A 26050-nucleotide genomic window follows, 5' to 3' on the forward strand; every position below is an offset into this window, starting at 1 on the left:
TCATGAAAAAAAATATCATCAATCTCCGTACTTTCCTTCATTTAGGTACCATAGTTTTGCTCTTTCTGGGCACATTTTCCTGTTCAGATAAATTAGAACTGACTCCCTATGGAGAGCCTGTGGAGCAAACCTTTTACAAGACTGAGCAGGATGCTATCCAGGCTATTAATGCTGCCTATTACCCTTTACGTGAGCTGGGACAGGGTTGGCGTAACGATTTGGTAGTCGGGGACGTCGGTACCGACGATGCCATAAAAGGAGGTGTAAATGTGGAGGATAATGGGGGGCTGCTGGAAAAGGAAACATATCAGCTAACTTCTGCCAACGCGACCCTCGCCATGCGCTGGAAGGCTAATTATCAAGGGATCTACTATGCCAACATCGTATTGGAGAAGATTCCAGGTATCAATATGTCGGAGGAGCTAAAGAAAAGAATCCTGGGTGAGGCCCATTTCCTTAGGGCATTTTATCATTTTGACTTAGTAAAACTTTATGGAGGGGTTCCTATTGGCGATCGAACGCTTCCTATTGATGGTAAATTCTCCCGAGCTTCGAGGGAAGAAGTGTATGCATTTGTAGAAAAGGATTTTAATAGCGCTATGGACTTACTTCCCTTGAAGAGCAAGAATACCGGTGTGAACGTAGGAAGGGCAGATAAGGGAGCCGCCATAGGCATGATGGTGCGCGTAAGTGCCTATCAGAATAAGATGGAAAAAGTGGTTCAATATGCCAATGCCCTTTTTGCCTTAGGAGAGTACCGCCTTGCCGATGACTTTGGTAGTATCTATCAGCCCACTGGTGAGTGGGGAGTAGGTTCGATTTTCGAAATCAACTATTACCCTTCCAATGATCCAGGTTGGTTGCAGGGGCAGGGGAATCTAACCGCTACGGCGGCAGGTCCCCGAACAATTGGCGGTTGGGGATTTGGTCAATTCAAACAAAATCTGGTGGACGAGTTCGAAGAAGGTGACCCACGAAAAGAAGCATCAATCTATCTGGTAGGGGGACAGGCCTATGGTACTGGCATCTTTAATCGTAAATACTCCTATACACCCTATAGCAAATATGACTATGCCAAAGTTGGTTCTGTCCCAACCAATGGTCCTCATAATTATCGGGTGTTGCGTTTGGCAGACGTATATCTGATGTATGCTGAAGCCAATTATGCCCTGGGAAATGAGTCGGTGGCTAGGGAATATGTAAACAAGGTACGCACCCGGGCGCGTGGGAACCAGCCTGCATCCGTTCTCCCAGATATAAAAAGTACCGTTACGGGTCAGGCGCTGTTAGATGCCATTTATCATGAGCGAAGGGTAGAGCTGGCCGGGGAAGGTCTTCGCTATTGGGATTTGATTCGGACGGGTCGTGCAGAAAAAATACTAGGTCCTCTAGGTTTTAAAAAGGGAGTTAACGAGGTACTTCCACTTCCAATTTCCGATATCATTCTCTCTGATGGAGCATTGGTTCAAAATAATGGTTATAACTAATCACTAATTAGATTTCAGTAGTATCAATACCTGGGCACTACTGAAATTTTATACCTTAAATATTGATGAAAAGATTATTCTTGAATTTTTTATTGGTTTTTTGCTGCTCATATTCGCAGGCACAGGACCTTCCTGCCTTTCCTTTTAAATTGCCGGCTAAAAAACCTGATCGAGTGCTTAGTGCAGCCATGAATAGACTCTACGATCAGTATATGGCTCCTACACCCCAGGAAAATGAGCTTTATTCCCAGTTTAAATATACCGAGTTGCAAGGCTTCGATTATCATGATGGGGACGGTACCATTTCTCGTCGCGATCCTTCTAAAATTATTTTTGCCAATGGTAAATATTATGTCTGGTATACCTATAGAAATACTCCGGTCCCTCCTCAGGGCCCTGATAAGGCTAACGATACTATTCCTTCAAGTGATTGGGACCTTTCTGAAATCTGGTATGCCACAAGTTTAGACGGATTTGTATGGAAGGAGCAGGGCGTGGCTATCAGCAGACCCCCGAAACCGCAGGTTGGTTGGCGTTCGGTAAGCACGGCTGATATCCTTTTTTTTGAGGGGAAATATTATCTTTATTATCAGGGATTTATGGAGATCAGCGGGAAAAGAGGGGATGATTGCCCCGTAACAGCCTCCTATGCCGATAGCCCAGATGGCCCCTGGACCCCATGTAATAAAATAGTAATCCCGAATGGTAAGGAAGGCGCATGGGATCAGTTTTCCATTCATGATCCTTATCCTCTGATCTATAATGGAAAAATATATTTATATTATAAATCAGATTATAATGGTAAGCCTGATCTGATACGTTCTTCAGGTCTCGCCGTTGCTGACCATCCTCTTGGTCCTTTCAAGAAAAACCCCCTTAACCCTGTGCTAAACTCAGGTCACGAAACGACTCTATTTCCATTTAAAAAAGGGATTGCTGCTATGGTAATCCGGGATGGTCAAGAACATAATACGATTCAATATGCTGAAGATGGTATTCAGTTTGAAATTGCCGCACATGTCTCACTGATGCCCAACGCTGCGGGGCCATTTATTGCAGATGCTTTCGATAGCAAGGGCAATGGCAGGGGAATAACATGGGGCCTCTCACACTTCACTAACGCTGGGAGTCGCGGTAAACAACATTCCATTCTAGGCCGTTTCGACTGTGACCTTAGTCTGGATCTGGACGACCCTTTCATGAAAAAAACCGGCGCCTTACTCAGTCCTGAGATTCACTTTCAAAACGGACTTAATAAAGAGCAGATGCAGCGTATAAAATCTGAAAAGCCCGGGAGGTGACAAAACTTAATAGACAGAGCGTAGCTGCTTACAATTATGATTCGAATTCTGACGATTTTAATACTATTTCAGTCCTGTATTACCCTTGCGCAACATCCATGGCCAGAGCCCAATAGGGCGCAAACGATGGTTGTCGATCAGTGGACGGTTCACGACGTTTCGTATCGGGTAGCTGAGATAATGGAAGATCCTTTTGAAAGGCAGGTTTTTGCCAATATGATTTCTCAAGAGGATACACTGCATATTCCTCTTTTTTTTAATGGGGAAAATGAGTGGGTACTTCGGTTCTCTGGTAATAAGCCGGGAGACTATTATTTCGAACTATCTGGAGATATTGAAGAACTGAATGGTAAAAAGGGACATTTCAGTGTTGGCAAAAACAAAAAACAAAACCGGCATGGTGGTGTTGTGTTGAACAAGAAAAATCCCCAACACTTTTACTATCAAGATGGTACACCCTATCGTAACCTTGCCTTTGAATGTGATTGGTTATTTGCCTTGGATTACGGCCAGAAAAATATGGAAAAGTCTCGCCAACTATTAAATACTATAGCTGAAAATGGATTTAATCAAATCGTTATGAACGTCTATTCATTCGATGTGCCGTGGCCGAAGGATTCGTTACTCTTGGCTCATCCTGAACACGAATACGGGGGAAGGAATGATATATATCCGTTTTTGGGTTCTAACGCCCATCCAGATCATGATGCATTAAATGTAAATTTTTTTAAGCACTTCGATAAGGTAATGGCAGAAATGCATGATCGTGAGCTGGTAAGTCATCTGATGATATATGTCTGGAACAAAATGGTAGTATGGCCTGAAATGAATTCTACAGCTGATAACCGCTACTTCGATTATGTCATTAAAAGGTATCAGGCCTTTCCCAACATTATCTGGGATATCTCTAAAGAAGCTCTTTTCTATGGAAGGGCTACTAATGAGTACATATCAGAGCGTATTGAGCGCACCCGAAATTTAGATGCCTATGATCGGTTGCTGTCGGTTCACGACTATGGATTTTGCCGAAACCACCCTGAGGAAGTAGATTTTATTTCTACTCAAGATTGGAAACATACCTTATATCAAAGCATGCTCAATGTACGTCAGGAATTTCCTTCAAAACCCATTTTTAATATTGAACATGGAGGGTACGAAAAAGCACCCTATGTCGTATTCCCGGGTGCTTACGACGATGCCGAGGTATGCCTTAGACGCAATTATATGTGTCTTTTTGCTGGAGTATACACCACCTATTACTGACAGGGGGTATCTTGGAATGCCATCATTCATAATCCATTTGACCAGCCGAGTTCCTTTTTCAAACCACGGTTCGATTATTTTTCACATCTCTCCAGTTTCTTTGAAAAACACCCATTTGAAAGCTTGAAGCCAACCCCTCATTTTAATGCCAGTGGATATAGCATGACTAGTGACATAGATGGTCTGATGCTGGTGTATGTTCCTAAAGAAAATAATGCGACGAGTACTGACTACCAAATTGATAAGAACTACTATTGGGACCAAGCCAGTGTACAATGGTTTAATACCTTGACAGGGGCCTATACCGAAGAAAGGAAATATAGTTTAAATCCAAATATATTTTGGGTTCACCGACCCTGGAAAATGGAAGCGGACGCTATTATTATCATAAAAGGACTCCGTCCGAAAACTAAATAAATGATCAGGCCACAATTTCCTATTATTGATTGAGAGTCACCAAGTATCAGGTCTCATTTTCTAATTACCGAATCTATCTCTTATTGATCCAAGAATCACATTCAGAGGAGTGGATGTGGGAAATGGGGTGGAATTTCATTGAAAACAACAGGAAATTAGCATTAAAAGTAAACTTTTTGCCGGATGTTCAGTTTTTGTCTAGTCAAATTTTCTCTTTTAAAACCTTATCCTACCGTTATTTGAATGCCATAACAAGCTTTGACCGGGAGCGGGTCAAGCAGGGGAATTTCCCCCTCGCATTGATAGGTATACCCAACAGAAGATATATCTAATATAATTTAATCTTTGTAATATTATATAGAAAAATTAATGAAAAATACTCTTTATAGTTTTTTGGCCTTAGGCCTCTCCCTAGTTTCTGCATCATGTAGCAAACAGCAAACGAATCAGCAGACTGGAAAAATACAAATTTCAGATGAGGAAATGGATTATCTGGGTATCACAGATCGGGAACATGTAAGTGCTGCTTCTTTACGGGCGCTGAAGTGGCCAAAAATCGGAAATGAATGGTTTATAGAGTTTAGTAAACCCCAGCCATTGAAGGGCGATTTGGCCTATGAAGAAGGGGTCGTACGACGTGATCCTAGTGCCATGATTCAGGAAAATGGCTTGTATTATGTTTGGTATAGCAAAAGTGTGGGCCCTACCCAGGGGTTTGCAGGAGATATAGAGAAGGATAAGGTATTCCCCTGGGATCGTTGTGACATCTGGTATGCAACTTCCAAGGATGGAATCACGTGGAAAGAGGAGGGAATTGCTGTAGCCAGAGGCAAGAAGGGAGCCTATGACGACCGTTCTGTATTTACGGTTGAAATTATGAAGCACCAAGGGAAATATTATCTCTGCTACCAAACGGTGAAATCGCCTTATATGGTGCGTGTGAAAAATCAGATCGGTCTGGCCTGGGCGGATTCCCCAAATGGGCCATGGACTAAAAGTGCCGAGCCTATCTTAAGTCCCGCTGATAATGGCATTTGGAAAGGGGAAGAGGACAATCGATTCAACGTAGTAAAAAAGGGAGACTTTGATAGCCATAAGGTTCATGACCCTTGCATCATACCCTATAAAGGAAAGTTTTATCTCTATTATAAAGGAGAGCAAATGGGTGAACAGATCACATTTGGAGGACGTCAGATACGCCATGGGGTGGCAATTGCTGATAATCCCTTGGGGCCATATGTGAAATCGCCCTATAATCCGATCAGTAATAGCGGGCACGAGATCTGTGTTTGGCCCTATAAGGGTGGTATCGCCGCATTGATAACCACCGATGGTCCCGAAAAAAATACCCTGCAGTGGGCAGAAGATGGAATCAACTTTGAAATAATGGGCTCTATAAAAGACGCTCCACACGCCATAGGTCTCAATCGATCAGCGGATAATGAGAAAGAACCCACGGAGATACTTCGATGGGGATTGACACATGTATATAATAATTCCAATGACCAGAGTATTATGCGCTTTACTTCCAATAGGGTGACTAAGCATGTGGCTAAAGGAGAAAATGGAAAATCAAAATAACTGAATTCAATAAATGAAAGCAACCGTATATCAGGGGAATAAAACTTTCTCCGTGGTGGAAAACCCTATAGAGGAGCCAAAGGAAGGTGAAGTAAGGATTAAAGTAGCATACGTAGGAATTTGTGGAACCGATGTTCATGTCTATCATGGGAATATGGACAAAAGGGTTCAAATACCCCAAACGATCGGGCACGAAATGTCGGGGGTAATCGATGCAGTAGGCCCTGGTGTCACCGACATAGTCGTAGGTGATAAAGTAGTGGTAAGGCCCCTTGACGACCGGGCACAACAGGCTTCTGATAAGGGTATCAGTCATATTTGTGAGAAGTTGAAGTTTATTGGCGTGGACAGTCCGGGAGCTATGCAGCAATACTGGAATGTACCAGCATTTACCATACACCAGTTACAGCCAGAAACTGACCTGAAGTTAGCAGCACTCACCGAACCCTTGGCGGTGGCATGCCATGATGTCCGACTAAGTGAATTGATCGCTGGTGAGACAGCGGTGGTCTTAGGGGGTGGGCCTATCGGTCTGCTTATTGCTAAGGTAGCGGCGCGTAAGGGTGCTCAGGTTATTATTTCGGAAGTGAATGAAGCCAGGGTCCAGATTGCACAGGACTTGGGTTTTACCGTAGTTAACCCTATGAACCAAGATATTCAGGCCTATGTACAAGAGGTTACTGATGGACGAAAGGCTGATGTTGTATTTGAGGTTGCAGGCGTCCAGCCCTCTGTAGATATCATGACCAAACTGGCAGGAATTAGGGGTCGTGTGGTCATGGTAGCCATCCACGCCCAGCCCAAATCGGTAAACTTATTCGATTTTTTCTGGAAGGAACTTCGATTGATCGGCGCAAGGGTTTACGAAAAAGAGGACTACGAAGAGGCTATTCAGTTGATAACTGAAAATGAGCTAGCCTTCGAGAAATTAATTACAGAGGTTCTTCCTTTAGATTCGATTCAGGAAGCATTTGAGTCTATAGATAGGAATCCTGCCGGAATAAAAACACTTTTGAAGTGTCAATAAAACAAAAATAATAATGAGTATATTAAACAAATTTAGCCTGGCTGGGAAGACGGCCTTGGTAACGGGATGTAAAAGAGGAATCGGAAAGGCCATGGCCGTTGCCTTGGCAGAAGCAGGGGCCGATATCATTGGAGTAAGTGCCTCCCTGGAAACGAAGGGAAGTGAGGTTGAAATGGCTGTACGTGCCACTGGGAGAGAATTTGCTGGCTACAGTTGTGATTTTTCGGATAGGAAGGCATTGTATCATTTTATTGCTCGGGTAAAGACCGATTTTCCTGTTATCGACATTCTGATCAATAATGCAGGCACCATTCTCCGTGCCCCGGCTGCCCAGCATAATGACGAGTTATGGGATAAAGTGATAGAGATAAATCAGAATGCTCAGTTTATTCTTACCCGTGAAATTGGGAAGGAAATGGTGGCGCGTAAAAGTGGAAAAATTGTATTTACAGCCTCTTTGCTAACTTTTCAAGGGGGGGTTACCGTACCAGGATATGCAGCTAGCAAAGGGGCAATTGGCCAGCTTACCATGGCTTTCGCTAACGAATGGGCATCTCAGGGTGTAAATGTTAACGCATTGGCACCAGGTTATATCAACACAGATAATACTGAGGCCTTACGGAATGACCCAGAACGGTCCGTTTCCATTTTGTCACGTATCCCGGCGGGTCGCTGGGGGGAACCCGAAGACTTTTCGGGCCCGGTCGTTTTCCTTTGTTCCGAAGCAGCCAGCTATATGCATGGCACCGTAATGCTTGTAGACGGAGGTTGGATGGGGCGTTAGGTAGGTACAATAATTCAATAGAAATTCATTCAAGTCCATATTATTCTCATGTCTGAAATTAAGCAATATGAACTCTTCATCAATGGAGAGTGGGTGGCTCCGCTGAGTGGGGAGTCGCACCGGGTTACAAGTCCTACCGACGAATCGTTGGTGGGTGTGGTCGCCAGAGGCGGAGAAGCCGATGCCCACCGTGCCCTGGAAGCCGCTGAAGCGGCACAGCGCCTTTGGAAAAAAGTCCCTGCAAAGCAACGTGCTGAGCTGATGAGAAAGTTTGCTGCCGAAATTCGCGCGCAGAAGGGAAATCTTTCACAGTTGCTCGTCAGAGAGCAGGGAAAACTGATTGGAGTTGCTGAAATGGAAGTGGAAGTAACGGCTTCGTTTATAGAATATGCCTGTGATGGGGCCCGCAGTATTGAAGGAGATATCGTACCATCCGACAATCCTAATGAACAGATATGGATCAACAAAGTGCCTCGTGGTGTGGTAGTGGCCATTACGGCATGGAATTTCCCACTCGCACTGGCTGGTCGTAAATTGGGGCCTGCTTTAATTGCCGGGAATAGTATCGTAATCAAGCCTACTGAAGAAACCCCACTCGCCACCTTAGAACTGGGTAATATCGCTCTTAAAGTAGGACTGCCCAACGGTTTGTTGAATATTGTAACGGGCACTGGAAGGATTCTTGGTGAAGCACTGGTAGGGCATCCCATTACAAAAATGGTTAGTATGACTGGGAGTACACGGGCAGGGCAACAAATTTTTAGAACCGCAGCCAATCACCTTATACACGTCCAATTAGAATTGGGTGGCAAGGCACCCAGCATTGTTTTTGCCGATGCCAATCTAGACCAGGCAGTAGAATCAACATTTCATTCCCGATTTGATAATTGTGGCCAGGTTTGTACTTGTAATGAGCGGATGTATGTTCATGAAGCCATTTATGAGGAGTTTATGATAAAATTTATGGCCAAAGTCAAGGCTCTGAAGCTCGGTGATCCCATGGACCCGTCTACCACGATAGGTCCTAAAATCAATGCTTCGGAACTGGCCAATATGGAAAGATTGGTCGCTGTCTCACTAGAGGAAGGCGCCGTCCTGGCAAGTGGTGGTAAAAAACCCACAGGGGCCGGATTTGAAAAAGGATATTGGTTCGAGCCTACCATTCTGACCAATGTAACCCAGGAAATGACCATCGTACACGAAGAAGCGTTTGGTCCAATACTCCCTGTAATTAAATTTCAGAATTTCGATCAGGTAATAGGATATGCCAACGACTCGGAGTACGGATTGGCGGCTATGATTTTTACCAAGGACATGCGCACCATCATGCGCTGCAAGGATGAACTGGAATGTGGGGAGATTTATGTCAACCGTGGCCATGGGGAGCAGCACCAAGGCTTTCATAATGGTTATAAACATAGTGGAACGGGAGGAGAAGACGGTAAATATGGGTTGGAGCAGTATCTGGAAAAGAAAACCTTTTATGTAAATTATAATGACTGAAATAGATACGCGAATACAAAGTGTTGATGTGCAGCTGTTTCGTGTGCCACTCCCTGAAATTTTAAGTGACGCAAAGCATGGAGATCACAGTCATTTCGAGCTGATAACGACGACTATTACATTGGCTGATGGCAGCGTCGGAACGGGTTATACCTATACCGGAGGTAAGGGGGGGCATGCGATCAAAGCCATGGTGCTATACGACATTGTTCCAGCCCTTTTAGGAAAAGATGGTGTTCAGATAGAGGAAATCTATGATTTTCTTGAGTGGCATCTCCATTATGTAGGACGGGGTGGAATTGCTTCATTCGCCGTATCTACGGTAGATATTGCCTTATGGGATATCCGGTGTAAAAAAGCTGGTAATCCTCTCTGGAAAATGGCCGGTGGAGCAGATAATAGCTGTAAGGCATATTGTGGAGGAATAGATCTCCAATTTCCTATCGACAAATTGCTAAGAAATATAACCGGATATCTGGAAGCCGGTTTTAATGCGGTAAAAATAAAAATAGGGCGGGAGAACCTGGACGAAGACATTGCTCGAATTAAGGCGGTGAGGGAATTAATTGGTCCCGATATTACCTTTATGGTCGATGCTAACTACTCTATGAGTGTGGAGAAGGCCATTGAAGCTGCCCGACGATTCGAACCTTATGATATACTTTGGTTCGAAGAACCCACTATCCCTGATGACTATAAAGGTTATGCCAGGATTGCCGAAGCAACGGGTATGCCCTTGGCCATGGGTGAAAATCTGCATACGATTCATGAATTTGAGTACGCATTTGAGCAGTCAAAATTGTCATACATTCAGCCGGATGCTTCAAATTGTGGAGGAATTACCGGATGGCTGAAGGCGGCAAGGTTAGCAAAAATGTATCAGATTCCCGTATGTTCTCACGGCATGCAAGAGCTACATGTCAGCCTGGTATCCGCTCAGCCCAATGCAGGCTGGCTGGAAGTGCATAGCTTTCCTATCGACCAGTATACCACCCGTCCATTGGTTGTTTCTAACTTCCGGGCGGTTGCTTCCGACGAGCCAGGAATAGGAGTTGATTTCGATTGGCAGAAACTCGAACCATATCGTGTGGTCTAAACTTCACGCTTAACTTTAATTTGAATTTATGTTAGAAGGTATATTAATTGCCGTGTTAGCCGGCATTTTGCTGGGCCTTTATGCTCTTCCGGAAAAATTTACCAGAGATTTTAAATTTGAAAATACCTGGGGATTATTTTTTCTGATTAATATGCTGATAGTTCCCCTGGTGGCTACTGGTTTATTGATGAAAGGGGCCAATGAGATTTTTCTTTCGGTGCCTTCCGATGTTCTCTTCAAAATGGCAGTAGCTAGTGTGTTATGGGGAGTAGGGGTGATGTTATGGGGAAAGGCTATCAACTATATTGGTCTGTCTCTTGGCTTCTCTTTGTTTATCGGAACGGTCATTTTAATAGGCTCATTATTGCCCTTTTTGGTTGAGGGGCTGCCCCCAGCCAATGTATTTACCACAATACTTACCGGCATCTCTGTGGTGCTAATAGGTATTGTAGCCAATGCAAAGGCGGGATTGTCACGTCAGGAAGACGAAGATGCTGAGCAGGCTACTTTCGAGGATAGCTCAATGGTTACTGGAATATTTATTGCCGTGGGAGGGGGTATATTAGCCACCGGCTTCAGTTATGCCAATGCCGTTGGTCGCCCCTTTATTCATCAGGCCAGTCAATCGATGGGAAATGCGGAATGGGTGACAGCATTAGCCGTGATGTGCGTGATTTATATTTGTGGCGGCATTCCTATTACCCTGTATTTTATCTACCAATTATCGAAAGGTAAATTATGGGCCAACTTCAGAACCTCTGCATTTAGTATCAATGTTTCCCTGATATCGGTGATGGCCATATTTAATTTTGCTGCATCTATTCTCTTTGCCTTTGCCGCTTTCAAACTAGGTAATAGTGGTAATACAGTAGGGTATGCTATATTTAACACAGTCTGTGTGGCCGTTGCAATTATCAGCGGACTCGTGACAGGAGAATGGGCAAGGGCTACGGCACGCACCAAAAAATATCTCTATGCCGGACTTGCCTTTATGATCTTGGGCGTGATTATCATTGCATTAGGCAATAGCCTGGTATAGGAGGTTGCCAATATAGTATTGTCTTTAGCCAATATTATGTTCTATTTGCAGAGTCGATTTTGGATAAATTTGTCATATACTAGAACTTAATGTATTGCTCTGGCAAGCGTTCTGGTATATGCATCCCTATATCGACTCTGCCATGATCATTCATTTTATAAGACGACATTTATCAATATTATTACTTGCCTTTTTTTTTCCAACATTAGGATCCGGCCAGCAGAACAGGCCCAATATTATTTTCCTGCTCACTGACGATCAACCTTATGATTTCATGGGTTGTGTAGACAACCAGTTAATCGATACGCCTCATCTCGACCAAAGGGCAGGAGAGGGAATCTTGTTTACAAACTATCATGTTACCAGAGGTCTGGTCGACTCCCGCATAAACCCACCTTCAGGCATTTTCATTACAGGAACCCCTGATCATCCCATCGGAAGGATCAACCTGATTTCCGTTGAAATAGAACTTCCCGGAAGCGGCAATGCTAGTCTAAATAAGCAAATGGTGGAGGAACAGACCGAACGTTATCCGGAATATTCATTTTTTGGACCATTGCCTGCATATGGGATCATGGCACGCCATGTTAATACACTTAAATTGGCAAAGGTTCAATTTTTCACCAAGGAACCCGATGAAAGGCAGATTTATAAATTCGAGGATGTGAGTCACCTGATTGAATAAGTTCGGAATGCAAGTAGGATATAAGGGGGAATTGTCATTTTCGAGTCTTGCTGGTAGCCATCATCGTACTGGAAAGCTGAGGGCCTTCCGTAGTGATAACCGCATGAGTGGAATTTTTAATAGTTAAAATTCTTTTAGGAGGTCTAAATTTCAGCATACATGTTATCAGAAAAGAATATTACATCGAGTTTTTGCTCTAAGTCACTGCAAGAGTAGAAGCTAAGCATGAGCATCTTTGTCCTATTGACTATCACTAGTGAAGAGATGGTCTCCCAAGAGAAATACAAATCACCCAGCAGATTTTACTACGGATCATCGCCGTTTTTCGACCAGGGAATATGAATGATGGACTACTTAATCTTTTAAACGAATGATAACAAATCAATTCCTTTACAATGAAATATCTTTTTAAATCTTTCGGGTTCTTCTTGATTCTCCTCGCCAGTGTTTCATCGATCAAAGCCCAAAATCCTAATGTGGTTTTTATTTTGACCGATGATCAGGGCTATGGTGATATTGGTGCACATGGTAATAAGAATATCAAAACTCCTCACCTTGACGCTCTTTACAGGAATAGCATTCGGTTTACCGACTTTCATGTGGCTACTACCTGTGCTCCATCACGGTCGGGTCTGTTAACGGGTAAGTATTGCAATCGGGTAGGTGTATGGCATACCATCTTGGGTCGGCAGATCTTGGCTCGGGAGGAAAAAACCATTGCCGAATTATTTCAGAAAGCAGGTTATAGAACCGGTATATTTGGTAAATGGCATCTCGGAGATAATTATCCCTACCGTCCCCAGGATCGTGGTTTCGACGAAACTTTAATTCATGGCGGCGGGGGTATTACCCAGGCTCCGGACTATTGGAATAACGACTATTTTGATGATGTATATCTGCATAATGGGAAACCCAAAAAGTTTGAAGGTTACTGCAACGACGTCTGGTTTGAAGAGGCAACAAGTTTCATCTTAAAAAATAAGAAGAAACCATTTTTTTGCTATATCCCTACCAACTCACCTCATGGCCCATACCATATTGAAGACGCGTTTAGTGCGCCTTATAAAAATAACCCTGAGATCCCCAATCCAAATTTCTACGGGATGATCACAAATATTGACCAGCAGGTTGGTAAGCTTATCGACCGCTTGAAAAAAGAAGGCCTTTACGAGAATACAATTTTCGTATTTATGACAGATAATGGCACTGCAGCTGGAGTAAAGTTTGGAAAGGATAATGCAGTGGTCTCCGGTTTCAATGCCGGTATGAGAGGTACCAAAGGGTCACCCTATGAGGGCGGGCATCGGGTACCCTTTTATCTGCATTGGGCCAAAGGGGGTTATAATAAAGGGCAGGATATCGACCAGCTCGCGGCCTATACCGATTTTATGCCTACACTTCTCGACTTATGTGGACTCAAAAATGCTACACCAGAGAAATTAGATGGAAATAGTTTATTGCCTATCTTAAAAAATCAAGCTTCCTCCTGGCCCGATCGTACTTTCGTAGTCGATGTGCAAAGGGAAGAAAACCTTGTTAAGTACAAGCAATATTCGGTAATGACTACCGACTGGAGATTGGTGAATGGTAAGGAACTTTACAAGATTAAAACTGATCCGGGCCAAACCACCAACCTTGCTGGAAATAATCCGCAGAAAGTGGCAGAGCTTAAAGCAGCTTATGAAGATTGGTGGAAAATCAACTCTGAGCGTGAAGATGAATTTAGTAGAGTAATTATCGGCTCTAAATTCGAAAATCCAACAGCCCTGACTTCCCATGATATCCATGTCGAAGCCAAAGATTACCCCGCCTGGAACCAAATGCAGGTACGTGCCGGGGCAGGGGCCAACGGATACTGGGCCTTAGAAGTAAGTGAATCGGGGCAATATGACATCGAACTTCGACGCTACCCGGTAGAAAGTAAACTGGCCCTAGGAGCCTCGGCTCCCGAAGGGGATCGGGTGCCCGGAGGTTCACCTTATCGTCCGGGAGTACCACTGAAGATTACGAAAATGAAGCTTAAAATTGGAGATAAAGTCCTGGAAAAATCGGTGCAGCCCACCGATCTTGGTGGCGTATTTCAAGTGCAGCTGCAGAAAGGCGATCTAGACCTATGGAGCTATATGGTCGACGACAGCGGGAAAGAATTGGGAGCATTTTATTTGTATATCAAGAAAAGGTAATTCCTTGCCCCTTGAGCCCGTTTACTTTTGAGCGGGTTCAAGGGGCAATACAAAGATTTTATTTATATATTTTTCATGATGAAAAGGATAGTATACCTGCAATTGTTATTGTTATGGGCATGGATGGGCTATGCCCAACCCCCTGCTCCACCCGCTGGAAAAAGATGGGTGCTTAATGAAGCATTTTCTGACGAGTTTAATGGCGCTTCGCTCGATACCACCAAATGGCTCGACCACCACCCTTCTTGGAGAGGCCGACCTCCCGGATTATTCTTGCCTTCACAGGTGTCAGTAGCCGATGGATATCTCCAGTTAAAAGGTGGAAAAATGATGCGGGATAGCATCATTACGAGTGCCTCGGGAGAAAAACTCCTATTCAATATCGCGAGTGGTATAGTGGTCTCTAAGTCTAATGATGCCTATTTTGGCTATTATGAATGCCGATTCAAGGCAGCCAAAACCACCATGTCCTCTACCTTTTGGCTTTCGACTAGTGGTAATACCGATGGCCCCAATGACTGTAAAGATAAGTACGGTTTAGAACTGGATATCCAGGAATGCATCGGTCGGGAAGGGAATTTTGATGGCAAGTGGTTCGCCAAGGGAATGCATTCCAATGGTCATTTTTGGTATACTGACTGTCAAGGCATCCGACACGACTACCGTTCTCCCGAAGTTAGGTTTCCCTCTGACAAATTGGAGTCCGCTGATTTTAATATTTATGGCGGCTGGTGGCGTGACGAAAGTAGTGCGAGCTTCTATTATAATCAGTCAGATCCTAAGCATATGCACTTTTACGACAAAGTGAAAACCAAGCCTTTCGACCAACCAATGACCATGCGCCTCGCCTCTGAAACGTATCCAGCACCATGGATTGCCTTGCCAACGGATGAAGAGCTAGCTGATTCTACGAAGAATATCTGCTATTACGATTGGGTCCGATCATACTACCTGGTCGATATTGATGAACCTTCTAAACCTCAGAATCTGAAAAAAGGAAGTAATCCGGAAGCCAAGAGCATCCTTAAAACTAGTTCTCCCCTTTGGACCATGTTTCCTGACAGCGCATTTGTGAAAACAATAGAAGGAAATGTACCAGCCCAGGACTCTATTTCGATTACTTATATGGCACCGTCGGATAGAGAATTACGGATAGCGATAATTAATAGACGGGGAGATCTATTAGGAGAGCAAAAGGTTGAGGTATACGCTGGATATGGCACGAAAAACATGGCCATCTCCAATCCTTTATACAGCAGAGAATGCACCTTTAAGGCTACCCTACATCCACTCAAGTAAAATTTCATACAGTGGGAGTTGTGTCCAAACACGCTCATACTCTAGAAGTAATCTTCCAAAGCTTTTACCGCTGAGTCTGATTAATAATTAAAAATCACAGTATTTTAGAAATATAATACCAATTATATTGGATTATTCACTGTGTTTTTTATTTTTGTATACAAAATACAATATACATGATTAGTCATAGTGATTTAAGTCAGCTGGCATTTCTGGAATTAAAACGTCAGATTCTTAATGGTGAGCTAGCCAGGGGTGAGAAGCTCGTTCAGGAACGTATTGCTGAGCAATTGGGCATTAGTCGTATGCCGCTTCATAAGGCCTTTCAGATGCTGGAGGGAGAGTTTCTTGTGGAAGCCATACCACGACGTGGTTATTTTGTTAAGAAATTTGAGTTCCAGGAGTTGATAGATGCCTTCGAGTGCCGGGAAGTCCTAGAAGGACTGGCCGCTCGCAAATTAGCCCTACGTCCCGATCACAAGGATATCGCAGAAACCTTATTCGCTATTTTCGAGCCCTTTGTCAACCAAAGGAATATTGATTCGGATGCCTATAGGCTACAAGATCAATTATTCCATAATACCATCAGGAGACTGTCGGACAACGCCGTACTTAAAAAACTAGATGCATTAGGTAATTATCTTCAGATGACTTTTTCATTGGGCCTGGTACGTCAACCTATAGAAACGCTTCATGAGCATTTGTCGATTATAGATGCCATCAGAAAAGGCGATGGTGAGCGCTCGGAAGCCTTGATACGGATGCATGCAAATAAAACCATTCAGAAACTAGTAAATACGAATCAATGAAAACGTACAGTATAGCCGTAATAAATGGCGATGGAATAGGACAGGAAATTGTACCCCTGGCAGCGCAAGTCATGCAGGTTGCCGCATCCAAGCACGGCATTCAAATGCAAACCACGAATTTCCCATATGGCGCCGGTTACTATATGGAGCATAGTGATTTTATGTCTCCCGAAGGTTTGGGAGCACTGAAAAAGTTTGACGCCATCCTATTTGGTGCCGTTGGGCTTCCCGAGGTTGATGACACCCTTCCCTTCAAAATGTTTACCAATAAGGTTCGAACCGCATTTAAACAATATGTAAATTATCGTCCGGTCCGGTTGTTGGACGGAGTTCAGAGTCCACTCCGGAATAAAACCCAGGAGGATATTGATTTTATCGTAGTAAGGGAGAACAACGAAGGCGAATTCGTTCAAAATGGCCGACAGATGTACCCTGATGAATCCTACGGATTTGCTACGGATACTAGTCTTTTTACTCGAGTAGGTATTGAGCGAATCGCTCATTATTCATTTCAACTTGCCAGAAAGCGTAGAAGTAAAGTTACCAATGTCACCAAATCCAACACCATGATTAACACCTTGGCCTATTGGGATCGTGTGATACAGGAAGTTGCCGACCAGTATCCAGACGTTGCATATCACAAAATGTATATTGATGCGGCCACGGCCAATTTTGTTCTTCATCCGGAGTATTTTGATGTGGTACTTACAACGAATATGTTAGGAGATATTTTGTCGGATCTGGGAGGAGCCATCATGGGCAGTTTGGGTTTTGGACCCAGTGGAAATATCAATCCGGAAAAGACTTTTCCTTCAATGTTTGAACCCATTCATGGTTCGGCACCAGATATCGCTGGTAAGGGGATTGCTAATCCCATAGGGCAGATTTGGTCAGTCGCTATTATGCTTGAACATTTGGGAGAGAAAGAAGCCGCCACCTCCATTATATCGGCCATTAACCAAACCACGGCCGAAGGTATTTTGACCAGTGATGTAGGAGGAAAGAGCTCGACCCGGGAGGTAGCTCAAGCTATTATCGATCGGATATGAGAGCCGTAGATCTTACTTTGCCTTATTCGGAAAAGTTGAGAGGATTTGCTCAGAAGCCAGCCAAAACCTTACTTCAGGATGGCTGGAATGCAACTACATTGACCATCTATTCTCATGCCGGAACCCATATGGATGCTCCTAAACACTTTGGTGTTGGTACCCAGTCCATAGATCAATTCGATGTTTCCCGGTTTATAGTAGAGAAAGCGTGGGTAGTCGATTTGAGCCACGTTGCTGAAAAGGCATTGTTAGAGGTGCAGGACCTTGGGACTATTCCGGAAAAGCTAGTCCCGGGGGATGCTATTTTACTACGAACCGATTGGTATCTTCGTCTGGGGACGGAGGCTTATCGGGATATGCTTCCCCGGATCAGTGAGGAGCTGGCTCATTGGATAGTTGACAGAGGAGTCAGTATAATAGGGGTGGAAACACCCTCTGTGGCCGATGTTCATAATCTGAAAGAGGTAACTCGAATTCATCAGATATTACTTGAAACAGTGATCATTATTGAAGGTCTAGCTTTCTTAGATGCCATTGATCAACCCTACGTCAAACTTCTGGCTTTTCCATTAAAAATCGAAAATGGGGATGGCGCACCCTGTAGGGTTATTGCGCTTCAGTAATTGGATTTTACTCTGACTGAAAAGTCTGGCTTGTTTTGGAAATTCAAGGGTTCGTATACATAATACCGTTAATTCGTAACGCATGTCATTCACAAGAACGATTATTGTCCTGGACGACGATCCTACAGGAACGCAGACAGTGCATCATATACCGGTTCTGACGGGCTGGTCGGACCGAGAAATTCAGGAGGAATACGAAAGAGGAACAGCATTGTTTTTTATTCTAACCAACAGTCGTGCCTTTTCTCTTAGCGAGGCAAAGAAGATCAATTATGACATCGGCAGGGTCATTGCAAATCTGCCGGGCCCTACTTGGATCATCAGTCGGGGGGACTCTACATTAAGAGGACATTTTCCTGGTGAAACGGATGCTCTCTCCGAGGGTTTAGGCTGGGGGACCGACTTTTTATACGTATTAATTCCAGCCTTTTTCGAAGGGAAGCGTTTCACCCATCAAGATATACACTATCTGATAGAAGGGGGGGAATGGGTGCCAGTGGGAGAAACTCCCTATGCCAGGGATTTAAGTTTCGGATTTAAAAGTTCCAATCTGCGAGACTGGGTCATGGAAAAATCCCAGGGAAGCATCGGGCCCGATCAGATTCATTCACTCAGGGTAGAGGATTTGGAAGCGATGAATTTGGAGGAAATACGTGAAAGAATACTTGAGACGCCCGCCTTACTGATTGTCAACGCACTCGGTCCAAAACATCTCGACCGGTTTGTAGAAGCAGCGGAGGGCTGCGATCGGCGGATAATATTTCGAACTGCAGCCTCTTTTGTAGCATCGGCAGGCCATATCTCTCAGCAAGAACTTCTAACCAGTAAGGACTTAAAAGCTGAAATAAAGGGTAATGGAGGTGGGTTGGTGGTTGTAGGCTCTCATGTCCCCAAAACCAACGCACAGCTAAAGGTATTATTGAAAACCGATATTATAGGCGTCGAATTTGAAGTTATTAAATATTTTAACCATCCCCATACCTATCTGACAGACATAGTCCATAAAGTGGAAAAGCATCTCAAATCTGGTATGCATGTAGTACTTTACACGAGTCGGACAGTGCTTGCCGGCTCTGACGAACAGGATAGCCTGCATGTAAGCACAAAGATATCTGAAGGGCTGGTAGCGGTGGTGGCAAACCTAGCAACTCACCCTTCATTTCTGATAGCCAAAGGAGGAATCACTTCCAGTGATATTGCTACCAAGGCCCTATCGATCAAGAGGGCACTGGTACTTGGTCAATTATTGCCTGGCGTTCCCGTATGGGAGGCCGACGCCACCTCACGCTTTCCTGGATTGCAATATGTTATTTTTCCGGGAAACGTTGGTGAAGAAGACAGTTTGTTTCAAGCCTATCAAAAAATACGAAATGACTAAACTGCCCACCCGTTACCGACTAGTTGCTACCACGTTTTCTCTGACCATCCTGTTATATATCGATAGGGTGTGTATCTCGGCGGCCAAGGATCCAATAACGGCGGGATTAGGCTTATCCGACACTCAATTTGGCTGGATATTATCGGCCTTTGCCCTTGGCTATGCCTTATGTCAGACTCCTTCGGGGCAGTTGGTAGATAGCAAAGGCCCCCATCTGGTATTGGCAGTAATTGTGTCGTTATGGTCGATCATGACCGCGTTGACCGCTTCAGCCTGGAACTATCTGTCTATGCTGATTATTAGATTCCTTTTTGGAGCGGGGGAGGCGGGGGCTTTTCCCGGAATTTCCAAGTCCACGCTGGCCTGGATCCCCCTCTCTGAAAGGGGAATAGTGACCGGTATCAATTTCTCTGGTAGTCGGTTGGGCGCAGCCTTTGCCATGCCTTTGGTAGTGATTATGTTAGATGCCTTTGGCTGGCGCTGGACCTTCATTTTGCTAGGGGCCATTGGAGTAGGGTGGGCATTGTACTGGTATTGGTGGTTTCGTGACAGTCCGGAAGATCACCCATCTGTCAGTGAAAAGGAATTGGACCTTATATTAAAAAACCGTCAGCAGATTGAGCGACATACCAAAATGTTGCCCATGCGGAATCTTTTGGCCAATGCTCCCGTATGGTGGGCCATGCTTCAATATTTTAGTAGTAATTATATCTTTTTCTTCTGTCTTACCTGGCTCTTTCCTTTCCTGAAAACCAAGTATCAGATGGATGATCTGGAGGTGAGCTATTGGGTTATGTTGCCATTCCTTGCCGGTGCACTAGGTAATTACTTTTCTGGGTTTTTGGTAGATTATTTATTTAAAAATTTAAACCTTACCCGTTCTCGTCAAGTGCCGGCCATCATCGGGTTTTCTCTTATTGTTTTAGGATTATGGGGTAACCTCTATACTTCTACCATTTATGGATCTATTGCCTGGTTATCGCTCGCAATTTTTGGGGCGGATATGACCTTGAGCCCTTCCTGGTCCTACTGTATCGATGTTGGAAGAGAATATGCAGGAACCCTGTCGGGCACCATGAATATGGCGGGAAACTTGGGTTCCTTTTTGACTGCCCTCGCTTTTCCCTATCTACAAGCCTGGACGGGAGATGAAGATACCTTTTTCTACGTGGGAATAGGATTGGCCCTAGTGGCTATTTATAGTTGGACGCAAATGAACGCAGCATTTCCGCTGAAAAATAATGAATAAATTGAAAGGAGTAGTGATAGGTGCCGGCTATTTTAGTGATTTTCACTATGATGCCTGGTCGCGAATGCCAGAAGTAGAGATTCTGGCTTTGGCCGATACCAATTGTCAGAACGCCAGATTGATGCAAGAAAAATATAAAATCGAGGCTGTTTACGAGGACTATCTGCACATGGTCATGGAGATAAAGCCAGATTTTGTAGATATTGTGACCCCCCCAGCTACCCATCTGGACATCGTATCTGAGCTTGCAGGGATGGGTATCCCTATGATCTGTCAGAAACCCCTGGCACCTAGCTTGGAAGAAGCCAAACAGTTGGTAGGTTTGGTAGAATCGACGGCTGTGCCCTTTATGGTTCACGAAAATTTTCGCTTCCAGCCCTGGCACCAGGAGATTCAAAAATTAGTGGCAGAAGGCACCATCGGGGAAATTCATAACATAAACTTTCATTCTAGAATGGGAGATGGCTGGGGGCCTGATGCCTACCTGTCTCGTCAGCCCTATTTTCGGGAGTATGATCGACTATTAATTTATGAAACAGGAATCCATTTTATTGATTTGATACGCTTCTATGGAGGAGAAATAGTAGCGGGGATGGCCAAAATCCGTAGACTCAATCCTGCAATACGCGGTGAAGATAGGGTGCTTATGCATTTTGAAACGGAAAGAGGTATCTGGGCACAGTGGGACGCTAATCGGTACAACGAGCCCGATACTTCCAATAGTAGATATACCTTTTGTAGAATGGAAATTGAAGGGTATCAAGGTACCATAGGATTGGATTATCAAGGTAATATTACAATTCAGAAATTGGGACAACTAAAGGAGCAGCATTCTTACAGCCCCAGCAACCAAGGTTTCGCAGGGGACAGTTGTCTGGCTACTCAACGACATTTTATCCAGGGGTTATCAGGTGGTGCCAAATTCGAAACCAACGGGTTATTTTATTTGGAAAATCTTAAAATTCAAGAATTGGCCTACCAGTCGGCTATAGAGGGGCAGCCATTTAAAGTATAATTCAATATTCACTTAATTTAAAATTGATGATGATGCATAACACCAAAATTAATGTTGCTTTTGCTTTGCTCTGCTTCCTGATGGCAGGTGTAGGCCTTGCGATGGGGCAAGGAACCGTGACAGGTAAAAAATGGGATAATACTACCCTAGATTTTCAGGGGCCTGCGACCTCTGAGTTGGCTATGCCCAATCCGTTCACTTATTACCGCCTCGACGTAACGTTTACCCATGAAGACGGTCACCCGATCATGGTTGTTCCGGGCTATTATGCCGCAGATGGAAAGGCTGGGAATTCTTCGGCGAACACAGGGAATATTTGGCGTGTACACTTTGCCGCCCCTAAAACTGGAACATGGAAATATAGTGTTAGTTTCAAAGCGGGTGAAATGGTAGCCGTACAGGATAACGGAGTTTCTGCCGGCTTTATGGATGGAGAAGAGGGAATTCTGCACATAAGCAATGCCAACTATAAATTGCCGGATAATCGGGCAAAAGGTCGCCTGCAATATGTAGGAAAGCGTTATCTGAAATGGGCCGAGATCGACCGCCCCTTCCTGAAAACAGGAGCCGACTCCCCCGAGAATATGTTACATTATGCCGATTTTGATGGTACGTTGGATGCCTATGGCAAGTTAGGAAAGCAATATTATCGGTTGATGAAAGACTGGGCACCCCATCAAGGGGATTACGAACCGTCAGCAGCCGAGTACACCTGGAAAAACGGTAAAGGGAAAAATTTACTTGGAGCCATTAATTATCTTTCCAAGGTAGGGGTAAATGCCATATCCTTTCTAACGATGAGCATCGATGGTGACGATGGAGGGGTATACCCTCATCTGGTAAAAGATGATAGTGTTTTTATTGCCAGGTCTCAGGAATCCCGTTCTTGGATAAATGCCGTGCATCAGCAGCGTTTCGATTGCTCGAAACTCGACCAGTGGGAGAGAATTTTTGCTTATGCCGAAAGTAAAGGCATGTTTTTACATTTCAAAACCTTTGAAAACGAGAACGTGTGGTTGATGGGGACCAAGGAGTTAACCATGGAAAGGAAGCTTTACTACAGGGAGTTAATCGCACGCTATGCTCATCATTTGGCGTTGAACTGGAACCTTAGCGAAGAGACTAACGTCGATGTTGCCCTTATCAAGAAAACCGCATCATATATTCGACTAATTGATCCCTATCAGAATCATGTGGTGCAGCATACCTTTCCTCTGGGGCATGGTAAGGGCACGCAAAAACCTACCTATGAATACTACTATCCAAACCTAGTAGGACAGCAGTCAGAACTGACTGGCGCCTCCTTACAATTGCAGGTAGATGACATTTACACCGAGGTAAAACGATGGGTGCTGGCTTCAGCGAAAAGTGGCAAGCCCTGGGTGGTGGCCAATGATGAGCAGGGCGGAGCAGGAGTAGGGGTAACTGTAGACGAAAACTTCCCTGGTTATACCGGTAAAATGAAACTCGATAACCGAGATATGGTTCGAGATAAGGTATTATGGGCAACCTTTATGGCTGGTGGAGCAGGAGTGGAATATTATTATGGCTATGATACAGAACAGAATGATCTTAATGCCCAGGATCATAGAAGTCGGGAGAAGAAATACCAGGATGCGGCTGTTGCCCGGAAGTTTTTTGAAAGTATCGATGTGGAATCACTTCAGCCTCTTGACGATGCCTATGCAGGCAAAGGGAATTATGCTCTTGGTAACGATAGTTTAGTCCTTATCTATATGCCAAAAGGGGGAGCTGCTTCCGTTCAGTTGGAAGGTAAAAATTGGAAGGGAATGGTGGTTGATCCGAAAACAGGGAAGACCATTAAGCAAATAAGTATAGCAGGCAACAAAATTTCGGCACCTAATTCCAGCCAGGACTGGGTAGTTGTCATCCGGAAATAGAAAACAGACACCGTCTATAGCTAGCTAATTCAGGGCCGGCTATAGACAATGTCTAAGTTTTCTATTGGATTCCTTACCTGTGGATACTCAACTGCCATCAAAGGAGAGCGAACCGCCACTCCCAATCTTTTGGTAGTTTCGTTAGGGGTATCATATGGAAAAGTCGTCACATGGATAGGTTACATCCGCTTAGTGGAGCATTGCCCTGTAATTCAGGGCACAACATCGGGTTTTACTTGCTGAATGTAAGCTTTAATCTCATGATTAAACGGGGACAGGTTTGGAAACTACTAAAATTGCAATCGAGTATGGTGCTGAGGATCCGCTATGGCAAAGCCTGAAGGCTGGGGATAGTGCCGCTTTTGGGCGTATTTTTCATGAAAACTATCGGCCCTTGTTTAATTACGGTTGTCGTATCAATAAAGATCAGGAGGAGGTTAAAGATTGTATTCAGCTCTTATTTCTAAAAATCTGGGAAAGCAGGGAGCGTCTTGGAGCCTCCGATAATATCCGCAATTACTTATACTCCTCCCTACGCCGACTTATTATCAAGCGGATGCGTTCCGACTCTAATCTTTTCGTTGAAATCGATCAGGCCTCAGTGGCATTTCACGCCGATTTATCGATAGAGAGTACTTTTATTCAGGATGAAACCAGCAAGCAAGATATTTTGTCCCTTCAAACTGCCCTAGAAAAGCTTCCGGCCAGGCAAAAGGAAGCACTATTTCTAAAATATTACGGCGGTCATTCATTCCCCGACATTTCCCAAATCATGGGCATATCAACTAGGGCTGTTTATAAGCTCATCTACAAAGGCCTCGATTCCTTACAGGCCGAATTAAAACCTAAGGTCCGGCAGATTCCCCACCTGTTATCGTTGCTATTTTAATAAGGCTACGAATCCATGTTCGCTCATGTATCTTTTCTGATTTTATCAGCATTCCCTCCTTCGAATCAGCGTAGGATGTATTTTTTATACTCTTCCTAACTACCGCATTCTTAAAGTTTTTCAAATAAATATTGGAAAAATAAAATATATCAACTGTCTATATATCAAACAGTTTCGGCTTTATAATTTCAAAAATGAAAAAAAATATGGAATTAACCATATTTAAAAGGGTCACTTTATTCATCTCTGGGCTTCCTATTAGTATACAATAGTCAAATCGGGCTGATCATGGATAAGTACAGAGGGTATACCGTAAAAGAATTTCTAGTCGACGACCATTTTTTGCAGTGGATCGAAGGTGGAAACCAAGCCTTAAACCAGCAGTGGGAAGACTGGGTTAGTTTACATCCGGAATCAGCAGAGGAAATAGCCCAGGCTAGATTAATCTTAAAGGCGATTCGTTTTAAGAAGCACTCAGTAAGTGCCGAAGAGATTCAGCTGGAGTGGTCGAAATTACAGTCCGGAATCCAATTGTCCGAATCAAGGCCTAGGGAGGATGCGAGAAGTCCTCATTGGAGACAAATATGGTGGAAAGTAGCCGCAGTTTTCTTGCTGGTGGGGCTCATTATTATTGGGAGACAATATCAATACCCAGGGATGAGTGCCGATGCTTCAGACGAACATCGTGTGATAGCCGGTCCGGGCAAGAGACTATTACTTGTATTACCCGATGGGTCAAGAGTTAAACTTAATTCGGGCTCTCAAGTATCTTATGCAAAATCTTTTTCTGACTCCCAGAGAACTGTCACACTCGAGGGGGAAGCCTTTTTTGAGGTTCGTCGGGATACCCTAAGACCCTTTGTGATTCATACTGGCAAACTCTCGACTGAAGTTCTCGGCACCTCCTTCGCTATCCGGGCCTATAAGGGTCAGCCCGATATAGAGGTTGCCGTAGTTGAAGGCAAGGTTCGTGTCAATGCTAACAGGAACGACAAAAAGGAGATAGGGGCCGTACTGCAGAAGGATGAAATGGCAACTTTCGATTTGAAGAGTGAAAAAATTGATATAAGTGCCTTTGATCCATCCGAGCAAATATTATGGAAGGATGGGATCATCCACTTCAAGAAGGCGGATTTCCCATCTATCATAAAAAAGCTGGAAAGGTGTTATGGGGTGAGATTTCAGCTAGGGAGAAACGTCCATATTGACAAACAGTGGCGATATACAGGTCGTTTTGCTAACAAGTCCTTAGAGTATATTCTCCAAGTGATCAGCTACCCCGACAGATTCCAGTATAAGGTGAATGATGATTTCGTAGAAATAATGTAAGAGCAATGATTAGAGATACATATATGAATACAAGCTAGAATAATCCGGCAATCAGGAAGATTGCCGGAAAGGATACGGCAGAGCTTTCAAGAGTTGGCGCTCCTATTTGAAAATGCTCTGCTGCGGTTAAAAATGAGGTAAAC

At 44.1% G+C, this 26050-nt stretch carries 22 protein-coding genes; all 22 read left to right on the forward strand.

What is annotated here, in order from left to right; genetic code table 11:
* Nucleotides 1-2: 2 nt before the first annotated feature.
* The 22 genes from X939_RS0100110 (at nucleotide 3) to X939_RS22850 (ending at nucleotide 25907) form a co-directional block, all read left to right on the forward strand.
* Nucleotides 3-1487: a RagB/SusD family nutrient uptake outer membrane protein gene (locus X939_RS0100110; protein WP_025761194.1), complete on the forward strand. Its 1485-nt coding sequence runs from the start codon at nucleotides 3-5 to the stop codon at nucleotides 1485-1487.
* A gap of 65 nt (nucleotides 1488-1552) precedes the next feature.
* The gene (locus tag X939_RS0100115; RefSeq protein WP_025761195.1) at nucleotides 1553-2788 is read left to right on the forward strand and encodes a glycoside hydrolase family 117 protein; all 1236 of its coding nucleotides are present in this window, start codon (nucleotides 1553-1555) and stop codon (nucleotides 2786-2788) included.
* A 36-nt stretch (nucleotides 2789-2824) separates the two neighbouring features.
* Nucleotides 2825-4051: an apiosidase-like domain-containing protein gene (locus tag X939_RS21910; protein WP_052353386.1), complete on the forward strand. Its 1227-nt coding sequence runs from the start codon at nucleotides 2825-2827 to the stop codon at nucleotides 4049-4051.
* A gap of 123 nt (nucleotides 4052-4174) precedes the next feature.
* Complete coding sequence (locus X939_RS23530) at nucleotides 4175-4468, forward strand: hypothetical protein (RefSeq protein WP_131694691.1); 294 nt, start codon at nucleotides 4175-4177, stop codon at nucleotides 4466-4468.
* 369 nt (nucleotides 4469-4837) lie between these two features.
* Nucleotides 4838-6049, forward strand: coding sequence for a glycoside hydrolase family 117 protein (locus X939_RS0100130; protein ID WP_025761197.1), 1212 nt, complete (start codon nucleotides 4838-4840; stop codon nucleotides 6047-6049).
* Nucleotides 6050-6062: 13 nt separating this feature from the next.
* Entirely contained in the window at nucleotides 6063-7076 is a 1014-nt protein-coding gene (locus X939_RS0100135; RefSeq protein WP_025761198.1) for a zinc-dependent alcohol dehydrogenase, read from the forward strand.
* Nucleotides 7077-7095: 19 nt separating this feature from the next.
* On the forward strand, nucleotides 7096-7860 hold the full coding sequence (locus tag X939_RS0100140) for an SDR family NAD(P)-dependent oxidoreductase (RefSeq protein ID WP_198034356.1): 765 nt from the start codon (nucleotides 7096-7098) through the stop codon (nucleotides 7858-7860).
* 48 nt (nucleotides 7861-7908) lie between these two features.
* Nucleotides 7909-9363 (forward strand): aldehyde dehydrogenase, encoded by a 1455-nt coding sequence (gene aldA, locus X939_RS0100145; protein WP_025761200.1) that lies wholly within the window; start codon nucleotides 7909-7911, stop codon nucleotides 9361-9363.
* Nucleotides 9356-10459: a mandelate racemase/muconate lactonizing enzyme family protein gene (locus X939_RS0100150; protein ID WP_374754290.1), complete on the forward strand. Its 1104-nt coding sequence runs from the start codon at nucleotides 9356-9358 to the stop codon at nucleotides 10457-10459. The genes aldA and X939_RS0100150 overlap by 8 nt, the downstream gene beginning before the upstream one ends.
* 28 nt (nucleotides 10460-10487) lie before the next feature.
* Complete coding sequence (locus X939_RS0100155) at nucleotides 10488-11498, forward strand: L-rhamnose/proton symporter RhaT (protein ID WP_025761202.1); 1011 nt, start codon at nucleotides 10488-10490, stop codon at nucleotides 11496-11498.
* Nucleotides 11499-11616: 118 nt separating this feature from the next.
* Nucleotides 11617-12183: a sulfatase-like hydrolase/transferase gene (locus X939_RS0100160; protein WP_025761203.1), complete on the forward strand. Its 567-nt coding sequence runs from the start codon at nucleotides 11617-11619 to the stop codon at nucleotides 12181-12183.
* Nucleotides 12184-12578: 395 nt separating this feature from the next.
* Nucleotides 12579-14366: an arylsulfatase gene (locus X939_RS0100170; protein WP_025761204.1), complete on the forward strand. Its 1788-nt coding sequence runs from the start codon at nucleotides 12579-12581 to the stop codon at nucleotides 14364-14366.
* 75 nt (nucleotides 14367-14441) lie between these two features.
* Nucleotides 14442-15665 carry a LamG domain-containing protein gene (locus X939_RS21915; protein ID WP_025761205.1) on the forward strand — a complete coding sequence of 408 codons (1224 nt, stop codon included), beginning with the start codon at nucleotides 14442-14444 and terminating at the stop codon, nucleotides 15663-15665.
* Nucleotides 15666-15841: 176 nt separating this feature from the next.
* Nucleotides 15842-16474 (forward strand): GntR family transcriptional regulator, encoded by a 633-nt coding sequence (locus tag X939_RS22845; protein WP_025761206.1) that lies wholly within the window; start codon nucleotides 15842-15844, stop codon nucleotides 16472-16474.
* The gene (locus tag X939_RS0100185; protein WP_025761207.1) at nucleotides 16471-17523 is read left to right on the forward strand and encodes a tartrate dehydrogenase; all 1053 of its coding nucleotides are present in this window, start codon (nucleotides 16471-16473) and stop codon (nucleotides 17521-17523) included. Before X939_RS22845 ends, X939_RS0100185 begins: the two co-directional genes overlap by 4 nt.
* Complete coding sequence (locus X939_RS0100190) at nucleotides 17520-18146, forward strand: cyclase family protein (protein WP_025761208.1); 627 nt, start codon at nucleotides 17520-17522, stop codon at nucleotides 18144-18146. The genes X939_RS0100185 and X939_RS0100190 overlap by 4 nt, the downstream gene beginning before the upstream one ends.
* Before the next feature lie 82 nt (nucleotides 18147-18228).
* Nucleotides 18229-19524: a four-carbon acid sugar kinase family protein gene (locus X939_RS0100195; RefSeq protein ID WP_025761209.1), complete on the forward strand. Its 1296-nt coding sequence runs from the start codon at nucleotides 18229-18231 to the stop codon at nucleotides 19522-19524.
* Nucleotides 19517-20773, forward strand: a complete 1257-nt coding sequence (locus X939_RS0100200) for an MFS transporter (protein WP_025761210.1) — start codon at nucleotides 19517-19519, stop codon at nucleotides 20771-20773. Before X939_RS0100195 ends, X939_RS0100200 begins: the two co-directional genes overlap by 8 nt.
* Nucleotides 20766-21788, forward strand: a complete 1023-nt coding sequence (locus X939_RS0100205) for a Gfo/Idh/MocA family protein (RefSeq protein ID WP_025761211.1) — start codon at nucleotides 20766-20768, stop codon at nucleotides 21786-21788. The genes X939_RS0100200 and X939_RS0100205 overlap by 8 nt, the downstream gene beginning before the upstream one ends.
* A gap of 26 nt (nucleotides 21789-21814) precedes the next feature.
* A complete protein-coding gene (locus tag X939_RS0100210; protein ID WP_025761212.1) occupies nucleotides 21815-23689 on the forward strand; it encodes a DUF5060 domain-containing protein in 1875 nt (624 codons plus the stop codon).
* Nucleotides 23690-23969: 280 nt separating this feature from the next.
* Nucleotides 23970-24578 (forward strand): RNA polymerase sigma factor, encoded by a 609-nt coding sequence (locus tag X939_RS0100215; RefSeq protein ID WP_025761213.1) that lies wholly within the window; start codon nucleotides 23970-23972, stop codon nucleotides 24576-24578.
* 288 nt (nucleotides 24579-24866) lie between these two features.
* Nucleotides 24867-25907: a FecR family protein gene (locus X939_RS22850; RefSeq protein ID WP_025761215.1), complete on the forward strand. Its 1041-nt coding sequence runs from the start codon at nucleotides 24867-24869 to the stop codon at nucleotides 25905-25907.
* The last annotated feature ends 143 nt before the right edge of the window (nucleotides 25908-26050 follow it).

It is taken from the genome of Dyadobacter tibetensis Y620-1, assembly GCF_000566685.1.
GTDB lineage: Bacteria > Bacteroidota > Bacteroidia > Cytophagales > Spirosomataceae > Dyadobacter > Dyadobacter tibetensis.